Origin of the sequence: Streptomyces sp. NPDC005648 (assembly GCF_040605395.1) — a bacterium.
GTDB lineage: Bacteria > Actinomycetota > Actinomycetes > Streptomycetales > Streptomycetaceae > Streptomyces.
This window is the reverse complement of the sequence record NZ_JBEXCS010000043.1, coordinates 39145-56019: the sequence shown is the minus strand read 5'-3', so window position 1 is coordinate 56019 and position 16875 is coordinate 39145. Positions and strand designations below refer to the sequence as shown.

15 protein-coding genes and 1 pseudogene are annotated in these 16875 nt (G+C 69.6%); 6 read left to right on the top strand and 10 right to left on the bottom strand.

The annotated features are described in order from the left end of the window. Window positions 1-321 precede the first annotated feature (321 nt). From ABZT17_RS24175 to ABZT17_RS24160, 4 genes are all read left to right on the top strand, one after another. Window positions 322-1365, top strand: a complete 1044-nt coding sequence (locus ABZT17_RS24175) for a glycoside hydrolase family 43 protein (protein ID WP_356351658.1) — start codon at window positions 322-324, stop codon at window positions 1363-1365. 9 nt (window positions 1366-1374) lie between these two features. After that, window positions 1375-2415, top strand: coding sequence for a LacI family DNA-binding transcriptional regulator (locus tag ABZT17_RS24170; protein ID WP_356351657.1), 1041 nt, complete (start codon window positions 1375-1377; stop codon window positions 2413-2415). A 2-nt stretch (window positions 2416-2417) separates the two neighbouring features. Beyond that, window positions 2418-3449, top strand: a complete 1032-nt coding sequence (locus ABZT17_RS24165) for a LacI family DNA-binding transcriptional regulator (RefSeq protein ID WP_356351674.1) — start codon at window positions 2418-2420, stop codon at window positions 3447-3449. Between the two features lie 650 nt (window positions 3450-4099). Then, the gene (locus ABZT17_RS24160) at window positions 4100-4663 is read left to right on the top strand and encodes a dihydrofolate reductase family protein (RefSeq protein ID WP_356351656.1); all 564 of its coding nucleotides are present in this window, start codon (window positions 4100-4102) and stop codon (window positions 4661-4663) included. A 99-nt stretch (window positions 4664-4762) separates the two neighbouring features. Here ABZT17_RS24160 and ABZT17_RS24155 read toward each other — a convergent pair. The 4 genes and pseudogenes from ABZT17_RS24155 to ABZT17_RS24140 form a co-directional block, all read right to left on the bottom strand. Next, a pseudogene (locus tag ABZT17_RS24155) lies at window positions 4763-4891 on the bottom strand (VOC family protein); the annotation flags it as partial. A gap of 217 nt (window positions 4892-5108) precedes the next feature. Next, window positions 5109-5957: a hypothetical protein gene (locus tag ABZT17_RS24150; RefSeq protein WP_356351655.1), complete on the bottom strand. Its 849-nt coding sequence runs from the start codon at window positions 5955-5957 to the stop codon at window positions 5109-5111. Window positions 5958-5991: 34 nt separating this feature from the next. Beyond that, the gene (locus ABZT17_RS24145; protein WP_356351654.1) at window positions 5992-6540 is read right to left on the bottom strand and encodes a GNAT family N-acetyltransferase; all 549 of its coding nucleotides are present in this window, start codon (window positions 6538-6540) and stop codon (window positions 5992-5994) included. A gap of 14 nt (window positions 6541-6554) precedes the next feature. Then, entirely contained in the window at window positions 6555-7175 is a 621-nt protein-coding gene (locus ABZT17_RS24140) for a PIG-L deacetylase family protein (protein ID WP_356351653.1), read from the bottom strand. Between the two features lie 380 nt (window positions 7176-7555). On the opposite strand from ABZT17_RS24140, the gene ABZT17_RS24135 reads away from it, so the two are divergent. Both ABZT17_RS24135 and ABZT17_RS24130 read left to right on the top strand, forming a co-directional pair. Then, window positions 7556-8170: a DUF1326 domain-containing protein gene (locus ABZT17_RS24135; RefSeq protein ID WP_356351652.1), complete on the top strand. Its 615-nt coding sequence runs from the start codon at window positions 7556-7558 to the stop codon at window positions 8168-8170. After that, window positions 8167-8925, top strand: a complete 759-nt coding sequence (locus ABZT17_RS24130; RefSeq protein ID WP_356351651.1) for a DUF2182 domain-containing protein — start codon at window positions 8167-8169, stop codon at window positions 8923-8925. Before ABZT17_RS24135 ends, ABZT17_RS24130 begins: the two co-directional genes overlap by 4 nt. A gap of 67 nt (window positions 8926-8992) precedes the next feature. Here ABZT17_RS24130 and ABZT17_RS24125 read toward each other — a convergent pair whose 3' ends face one another. The 6 genes from ABZT17_RS24125 to ABZT17_RS24100 all read right to left on the bottom strand — a co-directional run bounded on the left by ABZT17_RS24125 (window position 8993) and on the right by ABZT17_RS24100 (window position 16837). Beyond that, a complete protein-coding gene (locus ABZT17_RS24125) occupies window positions 8993-9196 on the bottom strand; it encodes a 3-hydroxyacyl-CoA dehydrogenase family protein (protein WP_356351650.1) in 204 nt (67 codons plus the stop codon). A 264-nt stretch (window positions 9197-9460) separates the two neighbouring features. Beyond that, window positions 9461-10669 (bottom strand): ABC transporter substrate-binding protein, encoded by a 1209-nt coding sequence (locus ABZT17_RS24120; RefSeq protein ID WP_356351649.1) that lies wholly within the window; start codon window positions 10667-10669, stop codon window positions 9461-9463. 24 nt (window positions 10670-10693) lie between these two features. Then, the gene (locus ABZT17_RS24115; RefSeq protein WP_356351648.1) at window positions 10694-13216 is read right to left on the bottom strand and encodes an ATP-binding cassette domain-containing protein; all 2523 of its coding nucleotides are present in this window, start codon (window positions 13214-13216) and stop codon (window positions 10694-10696) included. Between the two features lie 12 nt (window positions 13217-13228). Continuing rightward, complete coding sequence (locus ABZT17_RS24110; RefSeq protein WP_356351647.1) at window positions 13229-14098, bottom strand: branched-chain amino acid ABC transporter permease; 870 nt, start codon at window positions 14096-14098, stop codon at window positions 13229-13231. Between the two features lie 163 nt (window positions 14099-14261). Beyond that, entirely contained in the window at window positions 14262-15620 is a 1359-nt protein-coding gene (locus ABZT17_RS24105) for an FAD-dependent oxidoreductase (RefSeq protein WP_356351646.1), read from the bottom strand. A gap of 149 nt (window positions 15621-15769) precedes the next feature. Continuing rightward, window positions 15770-16837, bottom strand: a complete 1068-nt coding sequence (locus ABZT17_RS24100; RefSeq protein WP_356351645.1) for an NAD(P)-dependent alcohol dehydrogenase — start codon at window positions 16835-16837, stop codon at window positions 15770-15772. Between the last annotated feature and the right edge of the window lie 38 nt (window positions 16838-16875).

Here is a 16875-nt window from a genome sequence, read left to right as displayed (position 1 = left end):
GTCGGGAAACGTACGCCGCAACCGGGTTAACCGGATGTTACGGCTGGGGAAGCGGGATCAGGATGTCCGGCAAGTACATCGTCGTCAAGCCTCTTCTGTCCGCCTTTTGCCGGACCGAAATCCAGGGGCGCCTTCGAGTAGCCCCACTCAATCCTCTGTCTCAGCAGTTCAGAGCGTCTGTCTTTGTCGCATTCTCCAAGCTTCGGTCGGCACGCAACGAGCTCCCTCCCGCGTCATCGGAGTTCTCGCTCTTTGACAACGATGAATCAGCGATGCGAAGCTCGCCCTGCCCCACCCCCACAGACGAGGAGACCAGCCCCAGTGCCTCAGAACCCCCACCGCGAGCACCCAGCCGCAGGCACGGCACAGCCGGCCCTCGGTGCGGGAGCCGCACGGCCCGCCGGCTACCTCTTCGCCCACTTCGCAGGCGAACACCGTGCCGACGGCGAGCGGATCCGCTTCTCGCTCTGCGACAGCCCCCGCATGGACCGCTGGACGGAACTCACGGGCATTTCCCCGCTCGCGCCCCCTGGCGGCGGTGCGCGGGATCCGTTCCTGGTACGGGCCGCGGACGGTAGCGGGTTCCATCTGCTCGCCACCGACCTGCGCATCCATGGCAGCGAGGGCTGGGAACAGGCGATCGCCCACGGCAGCCGCAACCTGCTGGTGTGGAGTTCGGCCGACCTGCGCGGCTGGGACGGGCCGCACCGGGTCGAGGTCATGCCGGAGCGGGCCGGATGCGTCTGGGCGCCCGAAGCCGTGTACGACCCCGACCGGGGGGAGTACCTGGTGTTCTGGGCCTCCACCGTCTACCCGGACGACGACCCGCGGCACGAGAGTCCCTCGTACCAGCGGATGTACTGCGCGACCACCAAGGACTTCCGCACGTTCGGCAACCCACGCGTGTGGGTGGACAAGGGCTTCCCCGTCATCGACTCCACCGTCGTGGAACACGACGGCTGGTTCTACCGCTTCACCAAGGACGAGCGCCCACCCGGCACACCGGACGCCCCCCACGCCAAGTTCGTCTTCGTCGAGCGCTCCCGGGACCTGCCCGCCCAGGACTACGACTTTGTGGCGCAGGGCGTGGGACGCGGCACCGAGGAACAACCGGGCCTGGCGCACGCCGAGGGGCCGATCGTGCTTCCGGCACCCGACGGACGGGGCTGGCTGCTGTTGCTGGACGAGTTCCTCGGCCGTGGCTACGTGCCCTTCCGGGCCGACCACCTGGACAGTTCCGTGTGGCTTCCCGCGACCGACCCGGAGTTCTGCGTCCTGCCTCCGGGACTCCGACACGGGTCGGTGCTGCCGCTCACCGAGGCAGAGTGCGCGGGCCTGCGCTGTCCCGCCCCGGCCGAGGCCTAGGGTGCGGACATGTCCACGATGCATGAAGTGGCCCAGCGGGCCGGGGTGTCACTGAAGACGGTCTCCCGGGTGGTCAACGGCGAGCCCAACGTCAGCGAACAGACCCGGCGAAAGGTCGACGCAGCCATCGCCGAGCTGGACTTCCGGCCCAACTCCGTCGCCCGCAACCTGCGCACCGGCCGGATCGACCTCGTCGGACTCGCCCTGCCGTACCTGTCCCAGCCCTACTTCTCCTCGCTCGCGGAGGAGATCATGCGGGAGGCGGAGCGTCACGGGCTCACCGTGCTGATCGAACTCACCGAAGGAGACGCCGACGCCGAACTGGCGCTGGTGCGGGAGCACGGTCCGCACCTGGGCGGGCTGCTGATGTACCCGGTGGGGCTGTCGGACGAACAGGCCCTGACCGTGGCACGGACCGTGCCGACGGTGTTCATCTCCGAACGTGCCTACGACGCGCCCGTCGACCGGGTCGCCATGGCCAACCGGGAAGGCGTCCGGGCCCTTGTCGGGCACGTGGCCTCGCTGGGATACACCCGGATCGCGGCCCTCGGCGCCGATCACAGCGGGGGGCCCGAGCGGGCCGCCGCCCATCTGCGCCTGGAGGGGTACCGCGACGGGCTGCGCGACGCCGGTCTGCCCTACGTCCCCGACCTGGTCCTCGAAGTGGGGACCCCCCACTGGAACCGCCAGGAAGGAGCCACGGGCATGCGCCGGCTGATAGAGCGCAACATCCCGTTCGACGCCGTGATCGCCTTCGCGGACGCGTTGGCACTGGGCGCCCTGCACACCCTGCAGGAAGCGGGTCTGAGAGTCCCGGCCGAGGTGGCCGTCGCAGGGTTCGACGACACGGACGACGCCCGGTACACCTACCCGCCGCTCACCTCCCTCGCCCCCGGCAGGGCCCAGATCGCCCGGGAAGCCCTGTCTCTGTTGAACGACCGCATGAACGGTACGGTGGACCGGGATTCCGGCCGACTGATCGTCGCCGACCACCAACTGACCGTCCGCGAATCGACGTTGGGAGGGATGGCCGCATGGGGCGGAGCGTGACCATGCGTACCGTGGCCGAAAAGGCGGGCGTCTCCACGAAGACGGTTTCCAACGTCATCAACGGTACCGGCTCCTTCAGCCCGGAGACGGAACACCGCGTCCGGGAGGCCGTCGAGGAACTCGGCTACCGGATAAACCCCTTCGCCCGCGGCCTGCGCTCGCAACGCACCGGCACCATCGCGCTGGTCCTCCCGAACGTCTACCAGCCGTTCAACGCGGAGCTGGCCGAACAGGTCATCCGGGCTCCCGAGACCCAGGGGCTGAAAGTGGTCGTCGAGACCACGCGCGGAGACGCCGAACGGGAACGAGCCGTCCTGTCCACCTCCCACAAGGAACTCGTGGACGGGGTCATCTACGTACCGCAGGCCCTCACACCCGAGGAGTATCTACCCCTGCCCCTCACCCAGCCCACCGTCGTCCTCGGCGAACGCCCCCCTCAGGCGGCCGGGATGCATCTGGACTACGTCGAGATCGCCGACGAGCAAGGCACTCACGCCGCCGTCAGCCATCTGCTCGCCCAGGGCCGACGCCGCGTCGCCGCCCTGTGCGAACAGGCGGCACCACGCGCCGGCGGCCGACGTCTGAACGGCTACCGCAGAGCACTGGCGGACGCCGGGGTCGCCTACGACGACTCGCTGGTGATCGGCGTGGACAACGCCGACCTGTGGTCCTCCGGCGCCGGTGCCGTGGCCCGCCTGCTGCGCACCCGAGTCCGCTTCGACGCCCTGTTCTGCTACAACGACGTGGTCGCCATCGGCGCCCTGTCGGTCCTGGCCAGAAGCGGCGTCTCCGTCCCGGACGACGTGGCCCTGGCGGGCTTCGACGACATCGAGGCGGCCCGCTTCGCCTCACCGCCCCTGACCACCGTCGACCCGCAGCGCGCGTCGATCGCCCGCAGAGCGGTGGCGCTCCTGCGCGCCCGCATGGACATGGGGGACTTCCGGGATCTCCCCGGCCGCTGCGAGAGCGCCGGGTTCGTCCTGCGTGTGCGCCGGTCGTCCTCGGTCTCCGCGGAAACCTCCGCGGCCGACTGACCGGACGGGCGCCGTCGCTTCGCGGAGCACCGGCGGGACCCGGTGTCTGGCGGATGTTCAGGGTGCTCCGTGCGGCCTGCGGAAACGGACGCGGGCGAGGTGGGTGCGGTCAGGACCTGCGATGCCACCACCCCAACTCCGGGTCTGCCAGCGGCTCGTGATGTGTTCTCCCGAGGAGAATCTCGTCCAGGCGATCCACCTGCACCCGGAGTTCGCCGGCAGCCCTTGGCGGAAGCATGAACAGAACGTCTTGAAGCATGTCCCGGGCCCACCCCTCGCCGCAGCACGGGCAGGTGAACTCAGCTTCCCACTGCCTCCATGGGCGCTTGGTGCCGTGGACGCGCACGGACCACACGCTCAGCGCCACTGCCACGATGCCCGGAGACAATCGCTCCCGTTCAAGGACACGGACGGCGGCATTCGCGGCTCCCGAGAGACCTGGGACATCGCGATACCGCACCCAGGGCCTTCCCCAGCCGCGTTCCCGCGATCGAAGTGAAGCGGGTGTTCTACGCGGCACCGGCGTCAGGAAAGCGTGTCGTTTACCGTTCGCGGCGTTCTGGTGCCGCAAGCTCAGACCGCGCTGCCGATGATTTTCGTGTGCCGCACAGGTCTGTACCCGGGACAACAACTCACGGAAGGCTGGCGCCATGCGGAAGCTGATCTACGGCATGAACCTGTCCCTGGACGGCTACATCGCCGCCCCGGGCGACGACATCGGCTGGAGCCTGCCGAGCGACGAGCTGTTCCAGTTCTGGTCCGATCAGTTGCGGGCGACCGACCTGTCGCTCTACGGGGGCAAGCTGTGGCGGACGATGAGTTCGCACTGGCCGACCGCCGACGAGCAGCCCGACGCCACCCCGGCGGAGATCGAGTTCGCGCATCGCTGGCGGGACATGGCGAAGGTGGTGTTCTCCTCGACGACCGACAAGGTCGACTGGAACACCCGCCTCGTCACCGGCGACGCGGTCGCGGAGATCACCCGGCTCAAGGCCGAGGACGGCGGCCCCATGGACATCGGCGGCGCGACGCTCGCCGGGGCGGCCATGCGGGCCGGGCTGATCGACGAGTATGTGCTGGCCACCGCGCCGGTCCTGGTGGGCGCCGGCACGCCGTTCTTCGCCGCGCTGGACAGCTGGGTGAACCTGAACCTGGTGGAGACGCGGACGTTTCCCGGCGGCGTGATCCTGACCAGGTACGAGACAAGGCGCTGAGCGTCCGTCACGCTGAACTGCTCGGGATAGCCGCAGAGGTCTCTCCGGAGTGGCTGCTCCCGCGGTGCCAAGCTGCGTACGACGTCGAACTCGATGCACCCAGGAACCGATCTCGACCTTGCTCTCGCTCCGGTCGATCACCTTGAAGTCCAGGACCTCGCACCAGAAGGCCGCCAGCCTCTCTGGATCATCGCAGTCCACGGTCAACTCGGTGAATCTGCTTGTCATGCTTCTCCCAGACAGCGCGGACGGGGTGCAGCGTAGGGCGGCTGCCCGACAGATCCGAGATCCTATTGAGATCTGGTGTCCGCAAGCGGGGAGACGATCAGATCCCCGCCGGGAACATCGCATTTGCGCCGTCGCCGCACACGTTCGGCAGGTGGTCGAAGGGAGCCGCCCACGACCGCCGGCCCGGCGGGCCGCACTGGTCCGCACACTCATCCGCTCAGAGGATGAACGGCTGTCCTTCAACGATGCCGGTCTGCAGCCGGGCTTGGCCGCTGTGGGTGTCGACGTGAAGGAGGAAGGCGTAGGGGCGCTGCCTGCACCTGCGCGCGATGCGTCGCCAGTTGGCCAGCAGAAAGGCGACGCTGGCCTGTGTCGCGACGTCGCTGCTGCCGGCACAGATGGTGATCTTCGGCCCCGAAGTCTGTGTGGAGAAGGACTGGATGGTGGCGATCTCCGTATCGGGAGCGCTGTTGCGTCCTGCGAAGAACTGTCCGTTCAGAGGCCCAGTCCTGACCCGTAAACCCCATTCACCGTCGCCCCCTTGTTGCTCGGGTACCGCCTGGGCGGCGGGGTGTTGGAAGCCAAGCTCTGTGAGGTGGTTGTAGACGGGACCTCCGATGAGCACCAAGCTCCGTCCTGCCACCTGGCTGGGCAGGTGCGAGAAGGGATCCTCAGCTTCGAACGCGGCGGCGAGGCTGCTGCTGGGTGGGCAGAATTCCGTACCTTCCACGGGGCCGGCGGCACCGATTCTGCCGGACGGCTGCACCGGCGTACGCGGACGTACCAGTCGGACAAGTGGATCGGTCAGGGAATCACGCAGAGCGACGGCAGCCTCGAACTCCCGGCGGGACACGACGTTGCCGACGAACCCGTCTCGCCGGTAGCCGCCTACCGTCCCGCCGCTCTGCACCTGGATATCCGGAAGGACGATCAACAAGCGGCGGTCACCCGCGGCACCCAGAAGGTGTGCCAGCCCGCGGGTCTGCCGACGCAGAAGCAAATATCCGAAGCCGAGTGCCAGTACTGACCAGATGAGGTCGGCTAGAAGATTTCCCACAACGTCCATCACTGTCATGAGTGCCGCACGAATATGTGAGAGTTCACCACGGATCTCCGCTCCGCAGGTTGGTGATGAGATCCCCGTCGGGGTCAACGGTGCTATGTCTGGGGAGCCGGAACATCACGGCGCCTCGATCCGGCCCTCTGGCCTCGATTCCGTGCTCGGTCTCGACGAAGGTCTGCCCACGCCATTTGTCCCAGCCCAGCCGCTCGTAGAACGAGTACTTGCTGGCAGCGAACACCCCGATATCGTAGTTCAGCCGAATCTCAGCAGTGGCCATGGCTACGATAGTGCTGCCGAATCCGCGGTGACACCAGTCGTCCAGAGTGGCCATGGACTCCCCGTACATACCGCGCAGCACTCGGTCGCCCTGCCGCATGTAACGTGGCACCAGGGCGCCATGAGCGACGAGCTTGTCACCGTAGCGCAGGAGGTAATGGATGCCTCCCAAGCAGTGGTCCCATGCATTGTCGTCGTACCGAGCGCCGAATACCTCTACGAGCATCTTCCGCAGCTCATGGAGCTCTTTTTCGCTGAGCTCCTCTGTGTGACGTACTTGCACGGTGACGGGTTCGGTGAGCCGGGCCACATTCCCATTGTGTGTCATGTGAGTCTCTCGAACGGCAATGTGAACCGCAACGGGTGGAACATCTCGGCGTAATCGCAACCGATCGCCAGTCCGTGCCCGTGGGCTTTGGAGCGCACCGATTCGGCTTGTAATGCCCTGCGCTTGCTCACCTGTGAAGCGTGAACGGCCAGCAGTTCGATCTTCTGCTGAATCACGGAACTGATGTTGACGCCGATTCCGGTTTCGAGTTTCGGTGAATTCGGGGATTCGAAGAGGAGGACGTTCGCTACATTCCGGGTCGCCACGCGTACTGCCTGATGCGTCTGCACATGATCCTGGTGCATATCTGCCGGGAGATGTGTGTATACCAAGTCCGGTGCGCTGGCGGAGACCTCCGGCTCTATGAGATCAATGAGTTCGTGCGGTCGGCCAAGGTGAGCGTCGGGCAGGTTGAGCAGGATCACTTTTGCGCCGAGGAGTTGCCCGGCCCGCGCCTGTTCGCTTGCGCGTACCGTTGTGTCGCCGCCGCGGGCACCATCGCTCATCACCAACAGAGTGAGGGAGGCACCCGCCGCCGCGTGGCGTAACAGGGCACCTCCGCAGCCGAACTCGATGTCATCGGGATGGGCTCCGACTGCCAGGACTCGCTCCCACATACGCACACCCGTTCAAGTGCCGAGTCACGATCTTCCGGCCTTCACTATGCATAGGCAGGTAGTTGAAGTCACATAAGAGTGTCGTAAATAGGAACTTTCTACGGCGTTTTGATGATGTATTCGTATGTCATCAAGATCTGAACCTACGGTCCTCGGTGCGGTGGTCGGCGAGGTTTCGGCAATTCCAGCGCCGTGGAGTAGTGCGCGCGCTGAGGCCGGGCGTGGTGGTCGCCGCGCGGCAGGGTGACGCTGAATGTGTCGTCGTACAGGAGCACCGTAGTGCCCTTGGCGGACTAGCCTGGAAGAAAGCGGCACCGGGACGGACGGACCTTCCGATGCATCTTCCCACCGGGGGGACGTGAAGAGGGAGGCGACGAGCCATGCCCTGGAATCTGAACGGTACGTATCTGGAGAGCTGCAACTGTGACGTGGTGTGCCCCTGCACCACCTCGGGACTCACCGCACCGGCCGACCACGAGCGCTGCCAGGTGACCCTCGCGTTCCACGTGGACAGCGGGAACGTGGACGGCGTGGACGTGTCCGACCGCAGCGTGGCCGTCTTCATCGACGCGCCCCGGGTGATGGCCGAGGGCGGCTGGCAGGTGGCGCTGTACCTCGACGGCGGGGCCGACGACGGGCAGGCGGATGCGCTGGGGAAGGTCTTCTCCGGTCAGGCCGGCGGGCCGATGGCGGCGCTCACCCCGCTCATCGGCGAGGTTCTCGGTGTGGAGCGCGTTCCCATCGACTACCGCGACGACGGCCGTCACCACGCCGCGCGAGTGGGCGACGCCATCGACATCGAGATCGTGGACCAGATTGCCCCGCAGTTCGGCGAGGACGGGCCGGTCATGAGCCTGACCGGCATGTTCCATCCGGTGAACAGCACGCTGACCATTGCCCGCTCCACCCGGGCGACGGGTGACGGCGTGTACGGCCGGTCGTGGGACTTCGCCGGCGGCAACGGACACGCGGCGCCCTTCACGTGGTCGGCGTGACCGGTCGGCCGGTCACCGTGGGGCGTGGGGCGGGTCCAGCCGGATTGCTGCTGGTCGTGGCGGCCGCTGCCTGGGTCTGGGTGGTGACGGGCTGGGGCGGTGTGCAGGCGATGCCGGGGACCATGGGCCTGGGGCTGCTCGCCTTCCTGGCCGTGTGGACGCTGATGATGGCCGCGATGATGCTGCCCGCCACCACGCCCGTCGCCGCACTGTACGCACGCACCATCAACGTGCGCCGGGCACCGCGCATGGTCGTCTTCACCGTCGGCTACCTGCTTGTCTGGGCCGCGGCCGGGCTGCCGGTGTACGGGCTGGCCGTCGGTCTGGAACGGGCGGCGGACCTGCCCTCCGCCGCGGGCACCGCCTTGGCCGCGGCCGTGTTCGCGATCAACGGCGTCTACCAGCTCACGCCACTCAAAGACCGCTGCCTGGCGAGATGCCGTTCGCCGATCGGGCTGATGCTGCGCTACACCTCCTACCCGGGGCCCTCGCGCGATCTGCGCGCGGGAGCTCACCACGGGGCGTTCTGCCTGGGCTGCTGCTGGTCGCTCATGGTGCTGCTGGCGGCCTTCGGCGTGATGAACCTGTGGGCCATGGTGGCCCTGACCGCCGTGATCACCACCGAGAAGCTGGCTCCGGCCGGCCGCTTGGTGGCCCGTGCTGTGGGGGTCGTCTCGATCGCCCTGGCCGTCGCCGTCTTCTGGGTCCCGGCGCTCGCTCCGGGACTGACAGGCGGCGGTATGACCGGGATGTGAGGACGCAGGCCTCGGCGCTCGTTCCCGGCCCGGTACATGTCGGTGGCCTTTCGGGGGATGAGCGGGTTCAGGGCGCGAGGACGGGTGCGTAGTCGTGGAAGCCGCGGCCCGACTTCCGGCCGAGCAGCCCTGCCTCCACCATGCGCTGCAGCAACGGCGGTGCGGCGTACTGCGGGTCCTCTCGGCGTAGGTCCAGCCGCTGTCCTCGAAGACGAGGGCGGTCCATGTGCCACAGACCTGATCGCACGCGGCAGGGGCAGCCTCGCCGCATCCGTGGTCAGCGACGACCTCGCCTGGACGACCGCCTTCGTCCAACAGGCCGCACCTTGGCACGGACGACTGCACCTGCTCGACGCCGTGGGCGAGCTCCGCGGGTCCGGAACGCGGCGACGCGAGCTAGGCCATGCACCCCTTAGGTGACCTGCGGGCAGGCGACGGCTGGGACCGGTGCCGCAGTGCTCATGCGGTGGGCGTACGGCCGGCATGAGACGCCGTGTCCCCGGTGGGGACACGGCGTTCGTGGCGGGCGGCAGGCTCAGTCGCGGGTGGGAGGGGTGTAGAAGGAGCCGACGGAGGTCCAGACGCCGTTCTTGACGACCACGCGTTGCACGCTGCGGGTGCCGAGATGGTCGTCGGCACCGAATTTCATCACCGGCGACACCCCCGGATCCACCGAGGACGCCTTCTGGTACGCGGCGATGAGGGCCTGGGACGTGACCGGCCCCTTGACGGTCTTCGCGATCTGGGCGAACACCTTCGCGTTGCTCCAGCCCCACAGGGCGAGGAACCCGGCGTCCTGACCGGGTTCGTACTTCGCCATCGCGGTACGGAACTCCTTCACCGCCGGATCGGGGTCCGAGGGCGCCTTCACCAGCTGCACCGCCTTGAGGCCCTCGGCGGCGTCCTTGGCCAGCGCGATGGTCGACTCGGCGGCGACGGGGGCGTAGGCGTAGGTGGGCAGCGAAAGCCCCTGCAGCTTGGCCTCCTTGACGAAGGCCGCCGCCTCCGGCGAGGTGAGGACCAGGATCACCGCCTGGGGTTTCGCCGCCTTCACCTTGCTGATCACCGGCGTGTAGTCGGTGGTCTGGTACTTGACCGGCAGCCGGTCGACCTCGACCGAGGGATCCACCTTCTTCGCGACGGGCTCCACCTGCTTGGCGACGTTCACGAACGCGGCCGGGTCGCTGTGCACCACGAGGATCTTCTTCGCGCCGTCCTGCACGGCCCACGCGGCGACGGCCGCGGCCTGGTCCTCGTAGAGGGTCTGTGTGCCGAACAGGCCGGGGCGCGGCGGCTTGTACCAGTTCTCGGCGCCGCCGACCTCGTTGAGGATCGGGACCCTGGACTGGTTGAGGACGAACGGGAAGGCCGCCTCGGCCTGTGAGGTGCCGTTCGCGTTGACGATGGCCACGACCTTGTCCTGCCCGACCAGTTCACGGGCGATCTGCACGGTCTGCTGCGGGTCGGCCGCGTTGTCCTTGACGGTCCACCGGATCTTGCGCCCGTTGACGCCTCCCTGGGCGTTGAGCATCTTGAAGTAGGCGTCGGCACCCGCCTTCTCGGGCACGCCGTACGCGGCGGTGGAGCCGGTCAGCGGCAGCCACGCGCCGATGTGTATCTCGGACGAGCTCGCGGCGGATCCCGCGGAGTCCTGGCCGGCACACGCGTTGGCGGTCAACGCCACCGCGGCCAGGACGGCCGCCGTTCCCGCGGCGCGGCGGAGTTTTCTTACGGTCCGGAACATGGTCCACCTCGTTCGCTACAGGAATCAGTTCACTCGTGAGGTCCGGGCGGCAGCCGCCGCGTCCGGGGCGGCCTGGAGGCCGCCGCTGAAGTACGCCGCCTCCGCCTGTGCGGCGAACGCGGGATCGGCCGGCCGGCCGTGGGCGGCGACGACGCCCTCGTGCAGCACGGCCACCTCGTGGCAGACGGACAGGGCCCGGCTGAGCAGTTGCTCCAGCAGGACGACCGTCAGGCCGTCGCGGGCCAGCGCGGTCAGCCGGTCGTAGACCTCGTCGACCAGGGCGGGGGCCAGCCCGAGCGCAGGTTCGTCGACGATCAGGACGTCCGGACCGACGATCAGGGCCCGCGCGATGGCCAGCATCTGCTGCTCGCCGCCGGACAGGCCGCCGGCCGGCGCGGACATCCGGTCGCGCAGCCGCACCGGCAGCCACTCGACGGTCTCCTCCAGCCGCTCGCGCAGTCGCGCGCCGGTGACACCGCCCGCGTACGCGGCGACCTCGAGGTTCTCGCGCAGGGACAGCGTCTTGAACAGGGCCCGCCCCTCGGGCGCCAGGCTGGTGCGCACGCCCGCGCCCGCCTCCCTGACCCCGTGCGCGGGGGCGAGGGAGCCGTGCAGAATGCCGGCCAGGGTGCTCTTGCCCGCACCGTTGGCTCCGGCGACGCCGAGCACGATCCCCTGGCGGACGTCGAGGTCGACGTCGCGCAGGGCGACCACGCCGCCGTAGGTGTGGCCGATGCCGTGCAGGCGGATCATGCCGCGTCCGCCGGTGTGCTCGGGCGGTCGGGTCCTGCCATCGACCGTTCCCAGGTACGACGAGCGCACCTTTGGGTCCTGCAGCACGGTGTCCGGGGTTCCCTCACCGATGGTGCGGCCGAAGTCGAAGGCGAGGACCCGGTGGGCGACGGAGAAGAGGTCGTCGAGGACGTGGTCGATGACCACCACGGCGGTGCCGCCGGCGTGCAGTCGCCTGATGTGCCCGGCGAGCAGGGCGCGTTCACTCGCGTCGAGGCCGCCGAACGGCTCGTCCAACACCAGGAGCTTCGGGTCCTCCGCCATCGCGCGGGCGAGGTCGAGGCGCTTCTGCAGGCCGAACGGCAGCTCCCCGGGGCGGCGGTCGGCCACCTCCGCGAGGCCGACGGAGTGCAGCAGCCGCGCGACCTCGGCCCGGTCCCGGGCGGTGATCCGGCGACGGGTGCACAACACGTTCTCGGCGACGGTGAGTTCGGAGAAGACCTCCGCGTGCTGGAACGTACGGCCGATGCCCAGCCGCCGCCGCGCGGTCGCCCTCGTCCGCAGCAGGGGCCGGCCGGCGAAGTCTGCGGTTCCGCTCACCCGGCCGTTGCCGGTCAGCCCCGACAGGGCGTTCAACAGGGTGGTCTTTCCTGCCCCGTTGGGCCCGATGACGGCCAGGATCTCGTTCTGCCGCAGGGTCAGGGAGGCGTCCTCCAGGGCCTGGAGTCCACCGTAGGAGACCGACACGTGCTCCAGGCGCAGCAGGACGGAGTCGTCGGTCGGCGGCCGGAGAGGTGCGGGGGCGGTCGAGTCCTCGGCGGGCAGGGGGAGTTGGGCGTCCGGTCGGCGCAGCAGGCGTCGCACGGCACCGCGCGCGGGTTTGCCGAGGAACGGCACGACGCCACCCGGCAGGAAGAGGAGCACGCAGATCAGGACGAGGCCCTGCACCACCGGCTGGGACAGCCCCACGGCGGAGGACAGCGAGGGGTTCCACGTCAGATAGACCCCTCCGGCCACGGCACCGAGGATGCTGCCGACCCCGCCGAGCACACACGCCGCGATCAGCGAGATGCCGAAGGACAGCGAGAACGGGTCGGGGCTGACGAAGCCGGTGAGCAGCCCGAGCAGCACGCCCGCCAGGCAGGTGCAGGCCGCGCTCACGGCGAAGGACAACGACGACTGCGCCTCCGGGGCGATGCCGATCGTACGGGCGGCCAGGGGATGGGACTTGGCGGCCACGAGCCGCATTCGCAGCCCAGAGGCAGCGGCCGGCACCGCCAGCGCAAGCACCACCGCGGCCGCCCCGACCGCGAGGTACTGGGACTCGGTACTGCCGCCGAGGATCGTGCCAAGGCCGAGCGCGCTGCGCAGCTGGACGACCGGGACTCCCTGGTCGCCACCGGTCACGCTGCTCCAGCGGTTGACCAGTTCGAGGGTGACCATGGTGAAGGCGAGGGTCAGCAGGGCGATGTAGAGCACCGAGAAGCGGGCGCCCGCGTAGCCGAGGAAGGCGCCCAGGACGGCGCCGGTCGCGACGGCGCCGAGCACCACCGCTTCCAGGGGCCAGTCGTGGCCGCTGCCGTACGCCGCGAAGTAGGCGCCGATGGCGAAGAAGGCGGGGTGGCCCACCGACCAGATGCCGGACCAGCCGGCGAGCAGGCCGACCGAGAGCACGACGACGGAGTACACGGCCGCGAGCCCGACGGAGTACATCTGGTACGCGGGGATCGCGCCGGAGGCCATGAACACCATCAGCACCGCGCCGGCGGCCGGACCCAGGGCGGCCTTGGCCAGGAGGGAACGGTTGAAGACCATGGATACGACCCCTCAGACCCGTTGGAAGGTGCGGGTGCCGAACATGCCCTGCGGACGGATCAGCAGGACCAGCACGGTGAACGTGAACACGAAGGTGTCCCGGAAGCTGGCGGAGACGTAGTTGGCCGCCAGGTTGTCCAGGACACCGATCGTCAGACCGCCGAGGACCGCCCCGTACATGCTGGTCAGACCACCCAGGAAGATCCCGGCGAAAGCCCGGAACAGCGGGGCGACCAGCGCGGTGGGCACCAGGCCCGAGCGCGGCGCGTACAGACAGGCGGCGAGCGCGGCCAGCCCCAGGCCGAGCGCCCAGGAGATGCGTGCAAGACGCTGGGCGCCCAGTCCGACCACGCGGGCGGTGTCGGCGGACTCGGCGACGGCGCGCATGGCCGAGCCGAGCGTGGTGCGGGCGATCAGATAGCCGACCAGGGTCATCGCCACGGCGGCCACGCCGATCGTGACCAGACTCTGCACCGGCAGCGCGGCACCCGACCAGCGCACCGTCCCGTCGACCAGGCTGGGGAAGGCCTTGGGCTGGTCGCCCCAGATCGATCCGGCGGTGCTCTCGGCGATCAGGGACACGCCCATCGTGACGACGAGCGCGGAGAACAACTGGCCCTGGCCCAGGGGCCGGATCACCGTCTCCCGGACCAGCAGGCCCGCCGCGACGGTGACGGCGACGGCGGCGAGGATGCCGAGCACCGTGGCCACACCGCGGTCGTGCAGTGAGACCGCCACGTACAGGCCCAGTGTCGCGAGCGACGCCATCGCGAAGTTCACGACGTCCGTGGCCCGGTAGATGATGACCAGCCCCAGGCCCATGAGGCCGTAGACGGCTCCACTGGCCAGACCGCTGACCAGGACAAGCAGGAACTGACTCATAGTCCCTCCCCCGAGGAAGGGCGCGTTCGCGCCACGCATGCAAGCGGCATGATCACCTCACGGACCGCGAAGTTAAAGTGAACTCAATTCAGTAAGCTAGGCACTTCGGTGCGCGGCGGGCAACCCTCGTGCACGGGATTTGTGTACGGCGGCCCGAACGGGCTCAGCGGGAGGCGCTCGCCGGCGCCCCGGCGAGCGCGGTCCGCGCCGCCGCCAGACCGAAGACCAGCGCCGGGGCGAGACCGCCCGCGTAGGCGCGCCGGTACAGTCCGCCGGCGTCGGCACCCGCCGCCAGCAGCCCCGGGATCGGACCGGCCCCGCCCGAGTCCGCGGACCGCACGCGCGCCTCCGCGTCGATCAGCAGACCGCTGAAGGTGAACGTGATCGCCGGGGCCGCCTCGACGACATAGAAAGGCGGTTCGTCGAGCGGGAGCCGGTCCAGCAGCCGGCCGGGTGCCGTCGCGGCGTTCGCGCGCACGGCCGCGTTGAACTCCTCCACCCGGTCGCGGATCGTGGCACCGGGATAGCCCCACTCCTCGGGCATCGACGCGAAGTCCTCCAGGCTGTCGGCCACCGCACTGCGGGCGCCGGCGCGATGGCACAGCTGGAACTTGTCCACGCCGGGGATGCCCTCCACGTAGGAGGCGCTGATCCACTCCCGGTGCACGCGCGCGTCGGCGACCAGCAGACCGCGGGCCTCGGGCCGTTCCAGCAGCGCCATCGCGGTCAGATGGTCCCCGATCGTCTCGTCGACGAAGCGCTCGCCGGTCGTGTCGAAGAGCAGGGCGTGCTCACTGTAGTACAGCGCCAGGTCGACGAAGCGCGCGGGGTCGGCCAGGGAGACGCCCGCCGGCATCAGGTGGCCGTAGAAGCCCGCGTCCTTCTTCCCGAAAGCGGCGCCCATCGAGCGGCCGAGCTCGAGGCCGTCGCCCCGGCTGTGCGGGTTGGCCCGCAGTCCGATGCCGGCGGCCTGCTGGTGGACGTGCTCCGCGCGCAGGTCCGGATCGCCCTGGAATCCGCCGGTGGCGAGGAGCGTCCAGGTGGCCTCGATCCGGCGCAACGATCCGTCCGGCAGGACGCACTCCGCGCCCTTGACCACGCCGTCGTCCGCCACCAGGGCGCGGGTCCAGGTGTCGGTCAGCACCTCCTGGCCGCGGTCGCGGATCAGCCGTTCGCAGGTGTCGAGGTAGTGGTTGGTGTCGACCTGGTGGCCCCGGCCGAAACCGAGCACGGGCACCGGCGGGCGGCACTCCACGCCGAGCGAGCGGATCCAGGCCACCCCGTCGGCGAACCCGTCCACCAGGGCGGTGGCCAGCTCCGGGTCGCCGTCCGGGTTGACCCGGCGCATCTCCTCGATGGTCGGGGTCGTCCAGACGAAACCGGCGAAGCGCGCGGAGCCGCCGGTGCGTTCCGCCTTCTCCACCAGGACCACCGTGCCGCCCTCGGCGGCCACGCTCGCGGCGGCCGAGAGACCGGCCATGCCGCCGCCTATCACCAGAAGATCCACTGTCTCCGCATCCATAGCAGGTCCCACCGCCTTCGTGTCGCCGAGTGGGACAAGACGCTAATTGAACTCACTTCTGGAGTCGAGAGGGTGGATGGCGCGAGGTGGGGCGGTACTGGTTCCGGCCGTGTCGGCGGGTGCGCGCCGGTCCCTCGGGATACGGCACTTCAGTCGGGAACCAGCACCGCGCGCCCCCGCACTTCGCCGGAACGGAGTCTCGCGAGGGCCTGCGGTGCCTCCGACAGCGGGAATTGCTCGACCTCCACCCGCAGGACGCCGTCGCGGGCCAGGGCGACGACCGTCCGCAGTTCGGGCAGGGTTCCCCAGAACGGCAGCGAGATCCGCGTGCCGGGAGGCAGGGCGCCCGGTTTGCGGACCGTCAGCTCTCCGCCGCCGCTGCCCACCACGGCCAGCTCCCCGCCCGGCCGCAGCACGTCCACGGCCAGCTCCAGGCTGGACCGGCCGCCGACGAAGTCGAGCACGGCCGCCGCACCCACGCCGCCCGTCCTGCTCCGCAGGTCCGCCGCGGTGCCGGGCCGCAGAAGGGTGCCGAAGTGCGCGCCGCACCGCTCGGCCAGGGCGAGCGCCTCCTCGCGCACGTCCACGGCCAGCACCCGCGCGGTCGTCGTGGCCCGCAGCAGCTGGACCGCCAGATGCCCCAGGCCGCCGACGCCGATGACGACCACGCAGGCGTCCTCGCCCAGGGCGCCCCGGACCGTTTCGATGGCGTGACAGGCCGTGAGCCCGGCGTCCGACAGGGGTGCCGCCTGTACGGCCGGCAGGTCGCCCACCGGCACCAGCAGCCGCCCGGACGGCACGAGCAGCAGATCGGCCATCCCGCCGTCCCGCCCGAGCCCCGCCCCGGTCCCCACGCGGTCCGCGTCCAGCGCCGCCCGCCGGTCGCAGTAGTTGTCGGCTCCCGCCGCGCAGCGCGCGCAACTCCCGCAGCCCCAGGGGCCGTACACGACCACGCGCTCGCCGACCCCGGGGCCCGTGGCGAGCGGACCGCGCTCGACCACCCGGCCCGCGGTCTCGTGCCCGAGGGTGAACGGGAGCCGGTACGGAAGGGCGCCCGGGGGTGCGTCGATGACGTGGAGGTCCGACCGGCACAGGCCTGCCGCCTCCACCTCGATGAGGACCTCTTCGCCCGTCGGGCTCGGCCGGGGCACCTCGGTGAGTTCCGGCGGACCGCCCCAGCGGGTCAGCCGGACCGCTCTCGTCCTGCCTGTTGACATACCCAGGACATTAACAAAAATGAAGTCAGTTCAGTAGT